17 protein-coding genes are annotated in these 16,256 nt (G+C 51.1%); 5 read left to right on the plus strand and 12 right to left on the minus strand.

Annotation, left to right across the window (positions count from 1 at the left end):
- Positions 1–213 precede the first annotated feature (213 nt).
- Genes infB through rimP form a run of 3 tightly spaced genes read right to left on the minus strand, consistent with a single transcriptional unit; the run spans position 214 to position 5,084 of the window.
- On the minus strand, positions 214–3,108 hold the full coding sequence (infB, locus tag HMPREF2560_RS09225; protein ID WP_070608022.1) for a translation initiation factor IF-2: 2,895 nt from the start codon (positions 3,106–3,108) through the stop codon (positions 214–216).
- 11 nt (positions 3,109–3,119) lie between these two features.
- On the minus strand, positions 3,120–4,625 hold the full coding sequence (gene nusA / locus HMPREF2560_RS09230) for a transcription termination factor NusA (RefSeq protein WP_003678742.1): 1,506 nt from the start codon (positions 4,623–4,625) through the stop codon (positions 3,120–3,122).
- A gap of 27 nt (positions 4,626–4,652) precedes the next feature.
- Positions 4,653–5,084, minus strand: coding sequence for a ribosome maturation factor RimP (gene rimP / locus HMPREF2560_RS09235; protein WP_003685973.1), 432 nt, complete (start codon positions 5,082–5,084; stop codon positions 4,653–4,655).
- Positions 5,085–5,427: 343 nt separating this feature from the next.
- On the opposite strand from rimP, the gene serC reads away from it, so the two are divergent.
- Complete coding sequence (gene serC, locus HMPREF2560_RS09240; protein WP_070608020.1) at positions 5,428–6,534, plus strand: phosphoserine transaminase; 1,107 nt, start codon at positions 5,428–5,430, stop codon at positions 6,532–6,534.
- Positions 6,535–6,595: 61 nt separating this feature from the next.
- Here the strand turns inward: serC and HMPREF2560_RS09245 are convergent, their stop codons facing one another.
- From HMPREF2560_RS09245 to rnhA, 4 genes are all read right to left on the minus strand, one after another.
- The gene (locus tag HMPREF2560_RS09245; RefSeq protein WP_070873833.1) at positions 6,596–7,789 is read right to left on the minus strand and encodes an LD-carboxypeptidase; all 1,194 of its coding nucleotides are present in this window, start codon (positions 7,787–7,789) and stop codon (positions 6,596–6,598) included.
- Between the two features lie 73 nt (positions 7,790–7,862).
- Positions 7,863–8,261, minus strand: a complete 399-nt coding sequence (locus tag HMPREF2560_RS09250; protein WP_070608016.1) for an HIT family protein — start codon at positions 8,259–8,261, stop codon at positions 7,863–7,865.
- Positions 8,258–8,572: a hypothetical protein gene (locus HMPREF2560_RS09255; protein WP_070608014.1), complete on the minus strand. Its 315-nt coding sequence runs from the start codon at positions 8,570–8,572 to the stop codon at positions 8,258–8,260. Before HMPREF2560_RS09255 ends, HMPREF2560_RS09250 begins: the two co-directional genes overlap by 4 nt.
- Before the next feature lie 10 nt (positions 8,573–8,582).
- Positions 8,583–9,020, minus strand: a complete 438-nt coding sequence (gene rnhA / locus HMPREF2560_RS09260) for a ribonuclease HI (protein WP_070608012.1) — start codon at positions 9,018–9,020, stop codon at positions 8,583–8,585.
- Between the two features lie 119 nt (positions 9,021–9,139).
- On the opposite strand from rnhA, the gene HMPREF2560_RS09265 reads away from it, so the two are divergent.
- Together HMPREF2560_RS09265 and tehB are read left to right on the plus strand one after the other, a co-directional pair.
- On the plus strand, positions 9,140–9,529 hold the full coding sequence (locus tag HMPREF2560_RS09265; RefSeq protein ID WP_049323867.1) for a PH domain-containing protein: 390 nt from the start codon (positions 9,140–9,142) through the stop codon (positions 9,527–9,529).
- A 12-nt stretch (positions 9,530–9,541) separates the two neighbouring features.
- The gene (tehB, locus tag HMPREF2560_RS09270) at positions 9,542–10,411 is read left to right on the plus strand and encodes an SAM-dependent methyltransferase TehB (protein ID WP_070608010.1); all 870 of its coding nucleotides are present in this window, start codon (positions 9,542–9,544) and stop codon (positions 10,409–10,411) included.
- A 56-nt stretch (positions 10,412–10,467) separates the two neighbouring features.
- On the opposite strand, the gene HMPREF2560_RS09275 is transcribed toward tehB, so the two are convergent.
- Both HMPREF2560_RS09275 and HMPREF2560_RS09280 read right to left on the minus strand, forming a co-directional pair.
- Complete coding sequence (locus HMPREF2560_RS09275; protein ID WP_070608007.1) at positions 10,468–10,968, minus strand: GNAT family N-acetyltransferase; 501 nt, start codon at positions 10,966–10,968, stop codon at positions 10,468–10,470.
- Positions 10,969–10,981: 13 nt separating this feature from the next.
- Positions 10,982–11,518 (minus strand): isochorismatase family protein, encoded by a 537-nt coding sequence (locus HMPREF2560_RS09280; RefSeq protein ID WP_070608006.1) that lies wholly within the window; start codon positions 11,516–11,518, stop codon positions 10,982–10,984.
- 153 nt (positions 11,519–11,671) lie between these two features.
- On the opposite strand from HMPREF2560_RS09280, the gene argS reads away from it, so the two are divergent.
- Positions 11,672–13,390 (plus strand): arginine--tRNA ligase, encoded by a 1,719-nt coding sequence (argS, locus tag HMPREF2560_RS09285; RefSeq protein ID WP_070608004.1) that lies wholly within the window; start codon positions 11,672–11,674, stop codon positions 13,388–13,390.
- A gap of 155 nt (positions 13,391–13,545) precedes the next feature.
- On the opposite strand, the gene HMPREF2560_RS09290 is transcribed toward argS, so the two are convergent.
- The gene (locus HMPREF2560_RS09290; RefSeq protein ID WP_003745709.1) at positions 13,546–13,902 is read right to left on the minus strand and encodes a SpoIIAA family protein; all 357 of its coding nucleotides are present in this window, start codon (positions 13,900–13,902) and stop codon (positions 13,546–13,548) included.
- A gap of 18 nt (positions 13,903–13,920) precedes the next feature.
- Positions 13,921–14,811: a DMT family transporter gene (locus tag HMPREF2560_RS09295; protein ID WP_070608002.1), complete on the minus strand. Its 891-nt coding sequence runs from the start codon at positions 14,809–14,811 to the stop codon at positions 13,921–13,923.
- Between the two features lie 175 nt (positions 14,812–14,986).
- Here HMPREF2560_RS09295 and HMPREF2560_RS09300 point away from each other — a divergent pair, with 175 nt between their 5' ends.
- Positions 14,987–15,334, plus strand: coding sequence for a cupin domain-containing protein (locus HMPREF2560_RS09300; RefSeq protein WP_070608001.1), 348 nt, complete (start codon positions 14,987–14,989; stop codon positions 15,332–15,334).
- Positions 15,335–15,407: 73 nt separating this feature from the next.
- Here the strand turns inward: HMPREF2560_RS09300 and HMPREF2560_RS09305 are convergent, their stop codons facing one another.
- On the minus strand, positions 15,408–16,160 hold the full coding sequence (locus tag HMPREF2560_RS09305; RefSeq protein ID WP_070873834.1) for a CPBP family glutamic-type intramembrane protease: 753 nt from the start codon (positions 16,158–16,160) through the stop codon (positions 15,408–15,410).
- Positions 16,161–16,256: the final 96 nt, after the last annotated feature.

Here is a 16,256-nt window from a genome sequence, read left to right on the forward strand (position 1 = left end):
TATGACAATATATATAGAGCCTTATCAGGCTTAGTTTGCCGTCTATTCTTTTGCCAAATGGCTTTGCCTTGTACGGCTGTTTTGTTTCTTATATACCACACATCAATTTCCATAGTTTCAAACTATGAATGGTTGTAAAAAGGCCGTCTGAAAAATCAGAAGCAGGTTTCGCATTGCAAAACCTGCTTCTGATTTTTCAGACGGCCTGTCTGATTACAGAGTACGGGCAACTTCGACGATGTCGAAACATTCGAGTTGGTCGCCTTCCATAATCTCGTTGTAGCCTTTGAGCATCAGACCACATTCGAAGCCCATGCGGACTTCTTTGACGTCGTCTTTGTAGCGTTTCAAAGAAGACAGCTCGCCGGTATGGATAACCACGTTGTTGCGGATGAGGCGGACATGGGAATCGCGTTTGACCACACCGTCGGTAACCATACAGCCTGCAATGTTGCCGACTTTGGAAACGGAGATAACCTGACGGATTTCGACCGTACCGGTTACTTGCTCTTTCTCTTCCGGAGAGAGCATACCGCTCATGGCGGCTTTCACGTCGTCGATGGCATCGTAAATGATGTTGTAGTAACGGATTTCCACGTTTTCATTCTCAGCCAGTTTGCGTGCGGAAGCATCTGCACGCACGTTAAAGCCGATGATGAATGCGCCGGAAGCGATGGCCAAGTTGACATCAGACTCGGTAATGCCGCCAACACCGCTGTGCAACACGTTCACTTTCACTTCGTCGGTGGACAGTTTTTTTAGGCTGCCCGCCAACGCTTCGTAAGAACCTTGTACGTCTGCTTTGATGATGACGGACAAGGATTGGGCTTGGTTTTCGCCCATGTTGTTGAACATGTTTTCCAGTTTCGCGGCCTGTTGTTTGGCCAAGCGAACGTCGCGGTATTTGCCTTGACGGAAGAGGGCGATTTCGCGCGCTTTTTTCTCGTCGGCCAATACCATTGCATCTTCGCCTGCGTTCGGTACGTCGGACAAGCCGAGGATTTCGACAGGGATAGACGGGCCGGCTTCATTGATGGCTTTGCCGTTTTCGTCAACCATCGCACGGATTTTACCGAATGCAGTACCGGCCAGCAGCATATCGCCTTTTTTCAGTGTACCGCTTTGAACCAGCAATGTGGCAACCGCGCCGCGGCCTTTGTCCAAACGCGCCTCAACGATGATACCTTTGGCAGGTGCATCGACTGGGGCAGTCAGTTCCAAAACTTCGGCTTCGAGCAAGACTGCTTCGAGCAATGCATCGATGTTCAGACCTTTTTTAGCGGAAACGTCGATAAACTGTACATCGCCGCCCCATTCGTCAGGCACGACTTCGTGTGCGGTCAGCTCTTGGCGGATACGCTCAGGGTTGGCGGCTTCTTTATCGATTTTGTTGACGGCAACCACCATCGGTACACCCGCGGCTTTAGCGTGGGCAATCGCCTCGATGGTTTGCGGCATCACGCCGTCGTCGGCTGCAACCACAAGAATCACGATATCGGTTGCTTTCGCACCGCGCGCGCGCATGGCGGTAAACGCTTCGTGACCCGGAGTATCCAAGAAGGTAATCACGCCGCGTGGGGTTTCAACGTGGTATGCGCCGATGTGTTGGGTAATGCCGCCCGCTTCGCCTTGTACCACTTTGGCGCGGCGGATGTAGTCCAGCAGGGAAGTTTTACCGTGGTCAACGTGACCCATCACGGTAACGACCGGAGGACGCGGCAATGCTTCGGCTTCAACTGCTTCAACGCCTTCATCCAAGAATGCTTCAGGATCGTCGGCTGCAGCAGGTTTGCCGATGTGGCCGAGTTCTTCCACCACAATCAGGGCAGTGTCTTGGTCGATAGATTGGTTGATGGTTACCATCATGCCCATTTTCATCAGGGCTTTAACCACTTCGACGCCTTTAACGGCCATTTTGTGTGCCAAGTCGGCAACGGTAATGGTTTCAGGTACCAAAACTTCGTGTACGACAGGTTCGGTCGGCGCTTGGAAGGCGTGTTGGTTTGGCTCAAGTTTGAGTTTTTTGCCTTTTTTACCGCCGCGTACGCGTTCGTCGTCGCCATTGCGTGTATTGTTGCGGTCGCGACCACCTTTGCCGCCTTTGCCTTTAGCATTGCGGCCTTGAATGTCTTCATCACGCTCACGACGGTCTTCTTTTTTACCGCGCGCGTTGTGTTCGGATTTGCCTTCGCCGGATGCTGCTTTGGCTTTCTCGGCAGGTTTATTGCGTTCGCCTGATTTGGCTTCTTTAGTAGGTTTTGAGTCTTTCTCAGCCTGTTGTTTTATGGCTTCGCGGCGCGCCTGACGCTCTTGTTTTTCTTTCAACAAGGCTTCTTGATGCGCACGCAGGGCGGCAGCACGACGGGCTTCTTCATCGCGTTGAGCCTGTTCTTCCACGCTGACGACAGGTTGCGGTACGGCAGGAGCGGCAGGTTTGGCTGCCTTTTTCGCTTCTTTGCCTTTGCCGCCTTTGTCTTGTTTGGCTTTGGCAGGTTTCTTGGCTTCGGCTGGTTTTTCAGCTTCAACGGATTTTTCAGACGGCTTGTTGTCTGCTTTAGCTTCAACTTTTGCTTCGGCCTTGGCTTCTACGGCTTCAACCGGTTTGGCTTCTTCTTTTTTGGCTTCGGCAGGTTTGCCTTCCGCTTTTGGTGCGGCTCTGGCTGCTTTCAGTCTGGCTGCTTCAGCCTCTGCTTTGGCACGGGCTTCGGCTTTGGCGGCAGCTTCTGCTTCAGCTTTGGCTTTTTCTTCGGCTGCTTGAGCGGCTGCTTTTTCTGCTTCGGCTTTTTGGTTTTCCGCTGCTACTTTGGCTTTGGCTTCCGCTGCCAATTCTTCGGAAGAGGGAATGGTAACGGCACGGCTGCGGCGGCGTGTTTCCACTTTTACGCCGTCAACGGTGCTGACTTCGGTTTTTTTGCGGCGGATGCTGATGGTGCCACTGTTGCTGCCGTTTTTCTTTTGCAGGTAAGCAGTCAACAGTTGTTTGTCGTCAGTGGTTATGCTGTCATTGCCGCTGTTTTTGTTGACCCCGGCTTCTTTCAATTGTTTAAGCAAATCATCGACGGGGCGGTTTAGTTCGGCGGCAAATTGCGCTACGGTTGTATTACTCATTCAGTACCCCCTTAGTTGTTTTCTTCAGTAAACCAGTGTTCGCGTGCAGCCAAAATCACTTTTTTGGCTTCTTCTTCGTCAACACCGGTAATTTCGACCAATTCGTCAACAGACAATTCGGCCAGATCATCGCGTTGGGTAACGCCGGCTTCGGCCAGTTTGCGCAACATATCGGAATCTACACCGTCCAAATTGCGCATGTCTTCAGACACTTCGCCCAGTTTTTCTTCTGCGGCGATGGTAATGGTCAGGATCGCGTCGCGTGCGCGGTTGCGCAGGGTTTCAACGATTTCTTCGTCAAAGCCGTCAATCGAGAGCAATTCTGCCGCTGGAACGTAAGCAACTTCTTCCAATGTGGCAAAGCCTTCTTCCACCAAGATATCGGCGGTTTCGTCGTCGATGTTCAAGTGGGTGGTGAAGAGGTTGCGGATAACCGCATCTTCGGCGGCATTGCGCTCGTCGGCTTCTTCAACGGTCATGATGTTCAGCTGCCAGCCGGTCAGGATGGAAGCCAAACGGACGTTTTGACCGCCGCGGCCGATGGCCAGCGCCAGTTGGTTTTCATCAACGATCACGTCAACGGCGTGTTTGTCTTCGTCAATCACGATGCGGCTTACTTCGGCAGGAGACAGCGCATTCATCACGAATTGGGCTGGCTCAGGAGACCACAATACGATGTCGATGCGTTCGCCGGACAATTCGTTGCTCACGGCGTTAACACGGGAACCGCGCACGCCGATACAAGTACCTTGCGGGTCGATGCGTTGGTCGTTGGCTTTAACGGCAACTTTGGCGCGTTGGCCGGGATCGCGTGCTACTTCGCGGATTTCCAACAGGCCGTCTGCAATTTCAGGCACTTCGTTGGCATAGAGTTTGGCCAAGAAGTCGCCGCTGGTACGGCTCAAAATGACTTGTTTGCGGCCGGTATTGCCGATTTCATCCACACGCAGGAAGAGGGCGCGGATGCGGTCGCCGCTGCGGAAGTTTTCGCGCGGAATCATTTCTTCGCGCGGAATCAGAGCGTCAAGTTTGCCTGCGACAACTTCAACGATGATGCCGTGGCGCTCGACACGTTTTACCGTACCGGAAACGATGTCTTCTTTAGAAGCGAGGAACTCGTTCAGGTTTTGCTCGCGCTCCGCATCGCGGATGCGTTGCAGGATGATTTGTTTGGCAGTTTGCGCGGCTTGGCGGCCGAAGCCTTCGTTTGGCAGCTGCTCTTCGTAGTATTCGCCGATTTGGATGGTGGTGCCGGGAATTTCTTCTTGGATTTCCTCGATGGTTTTTTCTACGTCGGGGTAGGTGTAGTCTTCATCGGCAACAATCAGCCAGCGGCGGAAGGTTTGGTATTCGCCGGTATCGCGGTCGATTTCGACGCGCACGTCCATGTGCTCGCGGTCGGCTTTTTTCTTGGCAGCAGTAGAGAGGGCGAATTCAAGGGCTTTGAATACGACTTCCGTTTCAACGTTTTTTTCACTTGCCAGCGCTTCGGCCAGCTGTAACATTTCGCGACTCATTTTCTAGAATCTCCAAGTAATCGGTTTTTAAAATTTAAATTCGGGGCGCAAACGGGCTTTGTCGATATTGCTCAATTCGATTTGGGCAGTTTTGCCGTCGAAAGAGACGGTAACGATGTCGTTTTCGCAAGATTCGATGCGGCCGATGAAGTTTTTCTGACCATCAATCGGCAGGCGTGTTTTGATTTTGGCGTTCTGGCCGGCAAAGCGCACGAAGTCGGCGGCTTTTTTCAGCGGACGGTCAAGGCCCGGGCTGGAGATTTCCAAACGTTTGTAGTCGATGTCTTCAACCATAAACACGCGGCTCAGATGGTTGCTGACAGTGGCGCAGTCTTCAACGGTGATGCCGCCTTCTTTATCGATGAAAACGCGCAAATCGCCTTGTGCGGTCAGTTCGAAATCGACCAGCTCGTAGCCCAAGCCGGGCAGGGTTTTATCAAGAATGCTTTGAATATCCATGCTTCTCCAGAAGTACATAAACAAAAAAATGGCCGCGCGGCCATTTTTCGTGTGATTTGAAAAATTGGCCTATTATAACTGTTTTCAAGATAAAAGAAAAGTGTTGATTTGGCGTGGATTTTTTGAAGTGATTGCTTAAATGTAAAGGATAGGGTTGAGGCCGTCTGAAAAGGAAATTGTTGACAAGTTTTGATGTAGTGTTTTTGAAATTTTTTTGAAAAACAAATAATTGGTATTTCTTTATTTTCAGGCGGCCTTGTATTTCCGGATTTTTCGTGCTTGCACAATGTGCAAGGCGGTTCTACAATTTCTTCATACCCACCGAATAAGAAAGAAGGCTGCAATGTCTGCACACCCGATTTACAATTTTTCCGCCGGTCCTGCCGTATTGCCGGAAGCGGTATTGCGTACCGCGCAACAGGAAATGCTCGACTACAACGGTACGGGCTTTCCCGTGATGGCGATGAGCCACCGTTCGGATATGTTTTTGAGTATTCTGCATCATGCCGAACAAGATTTGCGCCAGCTTTTGAATATTCCGTCCAATTATAAAATCCTGTTTTTACAGGGCGGCGCGACCACGCAATTTAATATGGTGGCCATGAATTTGGCGCACGGTTTTGCGACTGCCGACGCGGTGGTAACGGGCAACTGGAGCCGTATTGCCTATGAGCAGATGAGCCGTTTGAGCAATGCCGAAATCCGTTTGGCCGCGCATGGCGGCGAGCAATATGCCTATAAAAACCTGCCTGCGGTTGAGGATTGGGATATCAACCCGAATTCTGCGTTTGTTCATTTTGCGATTAATGAAACCGTAAACGGCTTGCAGTATCAAAACGTCCCCAAACTTTCAGACGGCCTGCCGCCGTTGGTGTGCGATATGTCGAGCGAGATTTTGTCGCGTGAGTTTGATGTGTCCGATTACGGCTTGATTTATGCAGGCGCACAAAAAAATATCGGCCCTGCCGGTGCAACCGTGGTCATTATCCGCGAGGATTTGCTGGAGCGTTGTCCGAACGATATTCCCGATGTGTTCAACTACTGTTCGCACATCAACCGCGACGGTATGTACAACACGCCTTCCACTTATGCGATTTATATGTCGGGCTTGGTATTCCGCTGGCTGCAAACACAGGGCGGTGTGAAAAAAATTGAAGCGGTCAATCGAATAAAGGCGCACACCTTGTATGAGACGATAGATGGCAGCGGCGGTTTTTACATCAACGATATCCATCCTGATGCACGCTCCAAAATGAACGTGGTCTTCAAAACCGCAAGCGAAGACTTGGACCGCCGCTTTGTGTTGGAAGCCGAGTTGCAGGGCTTGTGCCTGCTTAAGGGCTATAAAACCGTCGGCGGTATGCGTGCCAGCATTTACAATGCGATGCCGCTTGAAGGCGTGAACGCGTTGGCCGACTTTATGAAAGATTTTCAACGACGTTACGGTTAAGATGAAGATAAAAAGGCCGTCTGAAACTGGGTTTCAGACGGCCTTTTTATTTGAACAAGCCTTATTCGGTCACTTCTTCAGTAATGCTGTCGCGGTAGATGGTGCTGTCGTAAGTCGGAACAGGAGGCGGCAGCAGGCTGTCGAGTGTCAGCGCGGACGGGTTCAGCGTAGGATAGCCACTGAAGGTTACGGAATAACCGCCGTTGCCGGTACTGCGGACTTTGGCATGCGCGCCCAAAGGGAAAGTGGTTTTGTTGGTAATGTGGCCGAATGGGAAGCCGGTCAACACAGGAATCTTGGCGGTACGAGAAATGTGGTTGACGACGGCGGAGAAATCGTAGCTGGAGTCGTACACGTCGCGGATGGTGCCCATGCGGAAATCGCCGAAGATGATGGCGCGTTGTTTTTGCAAAACACCTGACAGATAAAGCGTGTTGAGCATGCGCTCGATGCGGTAGGGTTGCTCGCTGACGTCTTCGATAAAGAGGATGCCGCCTTGAATATCAGGCATATAAGGCGTACCGGCAAGGGAGGCGAGAACGCTGAGGTTGCCGCCCCACAATGTGCCTTCGACGTTGACATCGGCACGTTGGATGGTCGGAACATCAACGATGTTGACGTTGTTGGTCGTGCCGCGAATGAAAGAATCCATGGTAAAGACGCTGGGGTCTGCTTTGCCGAATTCGCTGTACACCATCGGGCCTGCAAAGCTCATCATATTGCCTTTGGTCAACAGGGCGAGTTGGACGGCGCACACGTCGCTGAAACCGAAGAATAATGTGCCGCGTTCGCGCATTCTGGCGCCGAGTGAGGCAAAGTCAATTTGCGGCAGGATGCGTGCCGCGCCGTAGCCGCCGCGCAGGCCCATCAAGACTTTAGGCGTTTCGACGCGGCCGTTGGCAACGTCTTGGAAGTCGGCGGCGCGTTGGGCATCGCTGCCGGCAAAGCGTTGGTAACGGCGGCTGCCTGCTTGTTGGTTGGTCACGGTAAAGCCTGCGTTGTAGAGGCGGGTCAGGCCGGGGGTCACGCGGTTGGGGTCTTCGGCGAAGCCTGACGGCGCAACAACGCGCAGGAGGTTGTCGCCGGAACGTGGCGGATGGGATTGCTTAGGTTGCACGGTTTTGGCTTTTGCGGTGGTAGAAGTGGTTTTGGTTTGCGGCGTGGTGGTCGTGCCTGTGCCGCAGGCTTGCAACAACCCTGCGCCTGCCGCGGCAGAGCAGGTACGCAGGAAATGGCGGCGCGTGGTGGAGTTCATTGAGGTTTTCCTTTCGTTATATGTTCAGACGGCCTGAACTTGGCGTGTCGGGCCTTACAGGCCGTCTGAAAGTTTAAGCGATTAAGTTTTTAATTTGTTCCGGCCAATTTTCGGGCAAGGCCATACCGTGTTCGCGGACGGGCGCGGCCCAAATCGGCGCGGGGAAGTTGGCGTCGTTTTCAAAGCGGGCGATGACGTGCCAATGCAGGTGGGGCACAACATTGCCGAGGCTGGCCAGATTGATTTTGGCCGGGCGGAAGACTTGGCGCATTGCGGCTTCAACCTGATACACCATTTCCATGATTTCGTTGCGTTCGGCAGGGGAAAGGTCGGTCATCTCGGAAACATGGTCATTCCAAATAACGCGGCAGAATGCCGGTGCGCCGGCTTCGTTGTGGACGGCGATAACGTGCAGATTGGGCGTTTGCAGCAAAATGTCTTCGTTGTCGGCAGTGCAGATGGGGCAGGTCATGGGTTTTTCTTTCTCAGTCTGAATAGGAATCGGATGATTTCAATCAGGATTTTTAGAATGAGGTAAATAGCAGTCAGCGTGATGAATGCGAAAAGCCACGGTTTGGGTATAAACCACCAAAATAAATAGGAAGGCGTGATTAAGTCGTCACATTCTTCGGCACTCTCAATGTGATCGCACAATCCAAAGTTAAAATAATCATTGACATCATGAAAGGGCGAATAGGCGAACATAAGTGCTTTTGGTGTCACACAAATCAATGCAATGATAGCAATCCAAAAGAATGGTTTGAGATATTTGAGTACAGTCATGGGTGAAGTGTTATGCAAATTTTGCCGCCCCTTGATTAGCGAGCTCGTCGGCTTTTTCGTTTTCAGGGTGTCCGGCGTGGCCTTTGACCCACGTCCAGCGGACATCGTGCTGTTGAACCAGACTATCCAGCTCTTTCCATAAATCGTCGTTTTTAACCGGTTTTTTGGCGGCGGTTTTCCAGCCGTTTTTTTTCCAACCGTGTATCCAGCTTTCCATGCCGTTTTTGACGTATTGCGAGTCGGTGTAGATGACGACTTGGCAGCGGCGTTTTAGAGATTTCAGTCCTTCGATGACGGCGGTCAGCTCCATGCGGTTGTTGGTGGTTTCGGCTTCGCCGCCGAACAGTTCTTTTTCGTGCGTGCCGTAGCGCATAAATACACCCCAGCCGCCTGCGCCGGGGTTGCCTTTGCATGCGCCGTCTGTGTAGAGGTAAACGGGTTTATCCATGGGCATGTCTTTGTCGAATAAGGCGGTATCATAACATAAGGCCGTCTGAAATATCGGCAAATACGGTTTGCGCGTGTAAAATACCCTGCACTTATCACTCGTATAGAAAGCAGGCAGATATGGGATTGTTCAGCGGCCTTTTGGGCAATGCTTCGCAAAAAGACGCCGATGCGGTGGAACGCGATTTGGCGAATATCCTGATTGATGGCGAACAGGTAAAAATGGCATTCAGCCTGGTGCGCGATTTGATTGTGTTTACCGAATATCGGCTGGTGTTGGTGGACAAGCAGGGTTTGACCGGCAAGAAAGTGTCTTACCGTTCGATTCCGTATCGTTCCGTATCGCGCTTTTCGGTGGAAACCTCGGGTCATTTCGATTTGGATGCCGAGCTGAAGATTTGGGTTTCTTCCAGCGAAGTGCCGACTGAAACCTTGCAGTTTAAAAGCGACAAGAGCGTGATTGCCATTCAAAAAGCCTTGGCAGAAGCTGTGTTGAAACCGTCAAAATAGAAAGGAAATATGATGAGCGAACAGCAAGAATTGTTTTGTTACAAACAGATGCCGGTGTGGACGGCGGACGAGATTCCCGAAGCTTTGTTGTCCAAACACAATACCGCTGCCGGTACTTGGGGCTGCCTCAATGTCCTCCAAGGCCGTCTGAACTTCAATGAAGTGGACGAAGCAGGCAACATTACGGCCACGCACGAGCTGACGCCTGAAAGCGATGATTGGATTATCCATCCGCAAGCATGGCACTTTATCGCGCCGCAAACGCAAGACACGGAAATCCAACTGTCGTTTTACTGCGAGGCGGCGGACTATTTCAATAAGAAATACGGCATGAGCGCGACACATTCGGCCGTCCGTGCCGCCGAAGGCATCGTGCCCGTCGGCAAGGTTTTGGATATGGGCTGCGGTCAGGGCCGTAATGCGCTGTATCTGGGTTTGAAAGGTTTTGACGTTACCGCTGTCGATAATAATCCGAACGCGGTTCAAAACGTGGAAGAGCTGGCGCGTATCGAAGAGTTGAATGTCCGCGCGTTTGAATACGACCTTAACGCCGCCAATATTCAGGAAAACTTCGATTATATGGTGGCGACCGTGGTGTTTATGTTCCTGATGCCGCGTTACGTTCCTGACGTGATTGCCAATATGAAGGAACACACCAACCCCGGCGGCTACAACCTGATCGTGTCTGCGATGGATACGGAAGATTTCCCTTGCCCGATGCCGTTCCCGTTCAAATTCAGCGAAGGCGAGCTGCGCGAATACTATAAAGACTGGGAATTGGTGGAATACAAGGAAGAGCTGGGTTCGATGCACGCGAAAGACGAATTCGGCAATCCGATTCAGTTTAAATTCGTCACCATGCTGGCGAAGAAACCGGAATAAAGGTTTTACCGTAAAAAGGCCGTCTGAATTCAGTTTTCAGACGGCCTTTGTCGTGATCAATCCACAATCCTTTTGCCCAAAATCACGACGTCTGCCAACATGGTTTCCAAATCGCAGACTTGCGGCAGCCGCCCCCATTCTTCAAAACCGAAACGGTGAAACAGGTTCAGGCTCGGATAGTTGTGGCCGAACACAAGCGCGATGACGTTGTGGATGTCTAAGGACGGTGCGCGTTCGAGCATGTGCCGCAACAGGATTTTGCCCACGCCTGCACCGCGCATATCGTGGCGGACATAAATGCTGACTTCCGCGCTGATGTGGTAGGCGTAGCGCGGATGGTAGTCGCTGAAACTGCCCCAGGCCAATACGGTGCCGTCGGTATCGTAAAGGGCGTAGATCGGGCGTTTGTACGTGTGTGCGGCAAACCACATTTCACGTTCGGCAACCGTGGTCGGCGACAAATCGGCCGTGGATTGGCGCGTGGCCACGGTGCTGTTGTAAATATCGACGATGGCGGGCAGATCTTGGCGCAGGGCAGGGCGGATGGTGTATTGCATTTCAGACGGCCTGTTATTGAATCAGTTTGGAGATAGTCTTAAAGGCCGGATGTTTGGCATCGCCGAGCAGTTGGAACAAAATACTTTCGACATTGGAAATGATAATGTCCTGACGGCTCAGTTGCGCCAAACCATTGTCGCGGTTGGCCGTTGTGCGCGAGGCAGTGCATTCGAAAGGCAGGGATACGGCGTAACCTTGCGCCTTCAAATCCAAGGCCGTCTGAAGCATACAGATATGCGCTTCCGATCCCACTAAAATGACGTTTTTGATGTCGTTTTTGCGTAAGATTTCCTGAATTTCAGGTAAAAACGCCGAGAATCGGGTTTTCTCGACAAACGGCGTCCCATCAGGCAAAAGCAGCGATACGGCGGACACAGTGTTGCCCAAACCTTTCGGATATTGTTCGGTTACGGCAAAGGGTACGTCCAAAGCCGTCAAACCTTGAATCAGCAGGCGGCAGCGTTCCAACATTTCATCCGCACCGGAGAGGGCGGGCAACAGGCGTTCTTGAATATCGACAATCAGACAAAGCGTATTTTGGGGGTTCATGGCTTTTCCTTTCAGACGGCCTTTACAGCAAAATCGTTGAATCAGAATACAATCATATAACAAGCCGCTGGAAAAGTATTGCAGCTTGCCCTGTTTTAAAGCCCGAAATTCTTTTAAAATACCGCCTGATTTGAATTGATAGAGACCGACAACATGAATTTATACCAAACCGTCGAACGTGAAGCCCAAGCAGCCTTTGCCGCTGCAGGCATTGCCGACAGCCCCGTTGTTTTGCAGCCGACCAAGAATGCCGAACACGGCGATTTCCAAATCAACGGCGTAATGGGTGCGGCGAAAAAAGCCAAACAAAATCCGCGCGAGTTGGCGCAAAAAGTGGCCGAAGCATTGGCTGACAATACCGTGATTGAAAGCGCGGAAGTAGCCGGCCCCGGCTTTATCAACCTGCGCCTACGTCCCGAATTTCTCGCCCAAAACATTCAGACGGCCTTGAACAACGCGCGTTTCGGCGTAGCGAAAACCGACAAACCGCAAACCGTCGTTATCGACTATTCTTCGCCTAATTTGGCCAAAGAAATGCACGTCGGCCACCTGCGTTCCAGCATCATCGGCGACAGCATTTCGCGCGTGTTGGAATTTATGGGCAATACCGTCATCCGCCAAAACCACGTCGGCGACTGGGGTACGCAGTTTGGCATGTTGGTCGCTTATTTGGTCGAGCAGCAAAAAGACAATGCCGCGTTTGAACTGGCGGATTTGGAGCAGTTTTACCGCGCCGCCAAAGTACGCTTTGACGAAGATCCTGCCTTCGCCGACACCGCGCGCGAATACGTTGTGAAGCTGCAAGGCGGCGATGAAACCGTATTGGCGTTGTGGAAACAGTTTGTCGATATTTCGCTCTCGCACGCCCAAGCCGTTTACGACACGCTGGGTTTGAAACTGCGCCCCGAAGACGTAGCAGGCGAATCGACGTACAACGACAATTTGCAGCCTGTGGTCGATGATTTGGTCAAAAAAGGTCTGGCAGTCGAAGACGACGGCGCGAAAGTCGTGTTCTTGGACGAGTTCAAAAACAAAGACGGCGAACCTGCCGCATTTATCGTGCAAAAACAAGGCGGCGGCTTCCTTTATGCTTCCACCGACTTGGCGTGTTTGCGCTACCGTGTCGGCACGCTTCATGCCGACCGCCTGCTGTACGTCGTCGACCACCGCCAAGCCCTGCACTTCGAACAACTTTTCACCACTTCCCACAAAGCAGGCTATTTGCCGGAAAATGTAAAAGCCGAGTTTATCGGCTTCGGCACGATGATGGGCAAAGACGGCAAACCGTTCAAAACACGTAGTGGCGACACCGTAAAACTGGTTGACCTGCTGACCGAAGCAGTTGAGCGCGCTACTGCTTTGGTGAAAGAGAAAAATCCTGAATTGGGCACAGACGAAGCAGGAAAAATCGGTAAAACCGTCGGCATCGGCGCGGTCAAATACGCCGATTTGAGCAAAAACCGCACCAGCGATTATGTGTTCGACTGGGACGCCATGCTTTCGTTTGAGGGCAACACCGCCCCCTACCTGCAATACGCCTACACACGCGTACAAAGCGTGTTCCGCAAAGCAGGCGAATGGGACGCAAATGCGCCAACCGTTTTGACCGAACCTTTGGAAAAACAACTGGCCGCCGAGCTTCTGAAATTCGAAGACGTGCTGCAAAGCGTGGCGGACACGGCATATCCGCACTACCTCGCCGCCTACCTCTATCAAATCGCCACCTTGTTCAGCCGCTTCTACGAAGCCTGCCCGATTTTGAAATCAGAAGGCGCAACCCGCAACAGCCGCCTGCAACTGGCGAAGCTGACCGGCGATACGCTGAAACAAGGCTTGGAGTTGTTGGGCATTGATGTGTTGAATGTCATGTAAGTTTTTGAATAAAAACGATGAAAGGCCGTCTGAAACTTTGCAGGTTGCAAGGTTTCAGACGGCCTTTTTGATGCTTTGACAGATGTCGTGATGTCGTTGTTTGAGCCTAAGCGGTTTTGAATTTGCTTAGGTAATGTGTTCAGACGGCCTTGTCTTTATTTCAAATTGCTTGCCAACAACCAAGCCTGTGCTTCGGTAGCGTCGCTGAAATATTTGGGATGTTGGTTGGTCAAGAGGCTGGAAAGGCGTGCGCCGAGTTTAATCCAGATATCGTCGGTAATGACGGCAACGCGGCCAAAGTCAGTTTCGTGTTGGTTGAGGAATTTGATTTGCTCGACCGCCATATCGATGGTGAAGTCTTTCAGCATGGACAAATCCAGCAGGATGTCGGGCAGATGGATTTTTTGTTTTGCGGCCAACAAGGCTTCTTCCAATTGGCGGAAATCGTCCAAAGTGAACTCGTTGTACAGCGCTACGTTTAAGCCGTAAGATTGTTCGCGGATGGAAATCATGGTGTTCTCCTTGTTAAATTATTGCTTCATCAGAAATTTTTTGATTGAGGCCGGAGTAAAGCTGCTGAACACGCCGCCTGCAACAATGATAACCATGCCGGCAGCTTCCTGCCAAGTGATTTTATCGCCGAAAAGCAGTACGCCGGATAGGGCGGAGAAAACGACGGTCAGGTAGGAAAGCGAGGCAACGGTAAATTTCTTGCCGACCTTATAGGCGCGGGTCATGGCCAATTGTGCAATCATGGCGGAGATGCCGATGCCGGCCAGATAGGGCAGGGAAGACACGGTCAGCGGATGCCAGCCTGTGATGGTACTCCAGACTGCGCCCATAATCAGGCCGGTAAGCGAGAGGTAAAACACCACGCGCCAGCCCGGTTCGCCCAAAAGCGAGAGTTCGCGCACCTGCAAATACGCCCAGCCCGACATGGCGCCGCCTGCCAAACTGACCAGTGCGGCAAACTCCTGTCCACCTTGAAAAGATGGGTTGAGCAACAGGATAACGCCGATAAAGCCCATAACCAAAATGGCTTGGGTATAAAGCGTAATTCGTTCTTTTAAAATGAAAAATGAAAAAATGGCAAGCCAGATGGAGGACGTGTAGTTGAGCGTGACGCCTGTTGCCAGCGGCAGGTGCATGACGGAATAAAACGTGCACATCATGGCAAGCGTGCCGATGACGCTGCGGTTGAGATGGGTTTTCCAATGCGGCGTGGAAAACGTGTTGCCTTGTGCTTTGGCCATGATGCCTAAGAACAGGGTGGAGACCAGCATGCGCCAAAAGACCAGCTCGCCGCTGGAAAAGCCGAAATGTGTAGAGGCGGCTTTGACGGAGAGGTTCATGACGGTAAAGCCGAGCGCGGCGATAACCATCCATGCCGAGCCGAGCGGATCTTTTCTGACGGTTTCCATTTGATGGGTGTGTAAAGCGATTTTATTAATAAGAAAATATTATACAGGTCAATCAGGCCGTCTGAAAAATATCGTTGGGTTTCAGACGGCCTTTTTATTGGAAAATGAGAATTATTATTGAACAATGAAGTGGGTTTTTATAGAATGGGGGTTCTGTTTTTAAGAAAGGCTTATCATGAAAGTTTCCAATATTTCTGCCGTATTGCTGTCTGCTTTGTTTTCCATTGCCGTTTCTGCCGCGCCTTTGGGAGAGGTTTCTTCCGAAAACGGTAAGATTTTCAGCGGCGAAAATTACATGGTCGTTAAGAAGGACATGAAGAAAGGGGAGCAGATTAAGCCACACGATCATCCAGGTTTTAAAACGCTGATTTTTGCCGTTGGAAAAGGAAGCTTTGACGTAACCTTGAATCAGAAGGAAAAACATACGGTCGGCGCAGGCTCGGTGTTGCGGTTTGGCGGAGATGCAGTGATTGAGGCTGTTGCAACCGAAGATGCAGATGTGGTAATTACTTTGATTAAGTAAGCCGATAGAGGATAAAAGGCCGTCTGAAAAATGATGTTTCAGACGGCCTTGTTTATTCAGTCAACCGTTGGCATTAAGCGCAAATCAAATAGATGAAGCCGGAGCCGAAGATATCTGCCAAGGCGTGAATCAGGAAAAACGGCAGCAGGTTTTTGACTTTGTATTTGTAGAAGAAGTAGTACATCAAGCCGAAAACAACGCCGATAACGGTCGCCCAAAGCATGCCTTGATAAGTATGGAAGGAGATGCGCACCAAGGTCGAGTAGGCCAATGCCTGCCATTTGTATTTGTCTTCCACGCAGGTTAAAAGGCCGAGGAAGCAGAATTCTTCGTAAAAGCCGTTTAAAAGGCAGTAGAGGATGGCCATCGGCGCAAGGGCGGCGAATTTGTCAAAAATGGATAATGGTTTGATGTATTGGAAGATTTCAGTGGTGAAGTAATTGTAGCCGCCGCTTAACGAAGTTACCGCATCGGCAGTTAGACCCATCAGGATAAAAATCACAGGCGTCCAAAACAATACGCCTAAATTAAAGCGAATCGGCAACTGTTTGAAGTCGAAACGGCGGATAACGAGGTAAATCAGAGCAATAGCAAGCAGCGTCAACTGCAGGCTCATATTTTCAGAATAAGCCACGCCGGTTACCACAGTATCGCGCGCCTCTTCGGTAACAGCGGCTGTTTCCACTTGCGGCATCAGGCTGGCGATATAAAGTTGGGTAGAACGGTAGGCAAATTGACCGAACAGGATAGCGGTCACAATCAGCATGTCAAACCAGCGCAGATTGCGCAAAGGCTCTTTAGGGCGGATAGCGGCGAGTATGCTCATAATTCTCCTCTTTGCTCTAATAAATAGCGGTGCGCAATAGTTACATAAACATACAAAAATCGTCAACAATTATCACAATAAAACATGAATTAAAAA

The sequence above is a fragment of the Neisseria sp. HMSC078H04 genome (genome assembly GCF_001838135.1).
Taxonomy (GTDB): Bacteria; Pseudomonadota; Gammaproteobacteria; order Burkholderiales; family Neisseriaceae; genus Neisseria.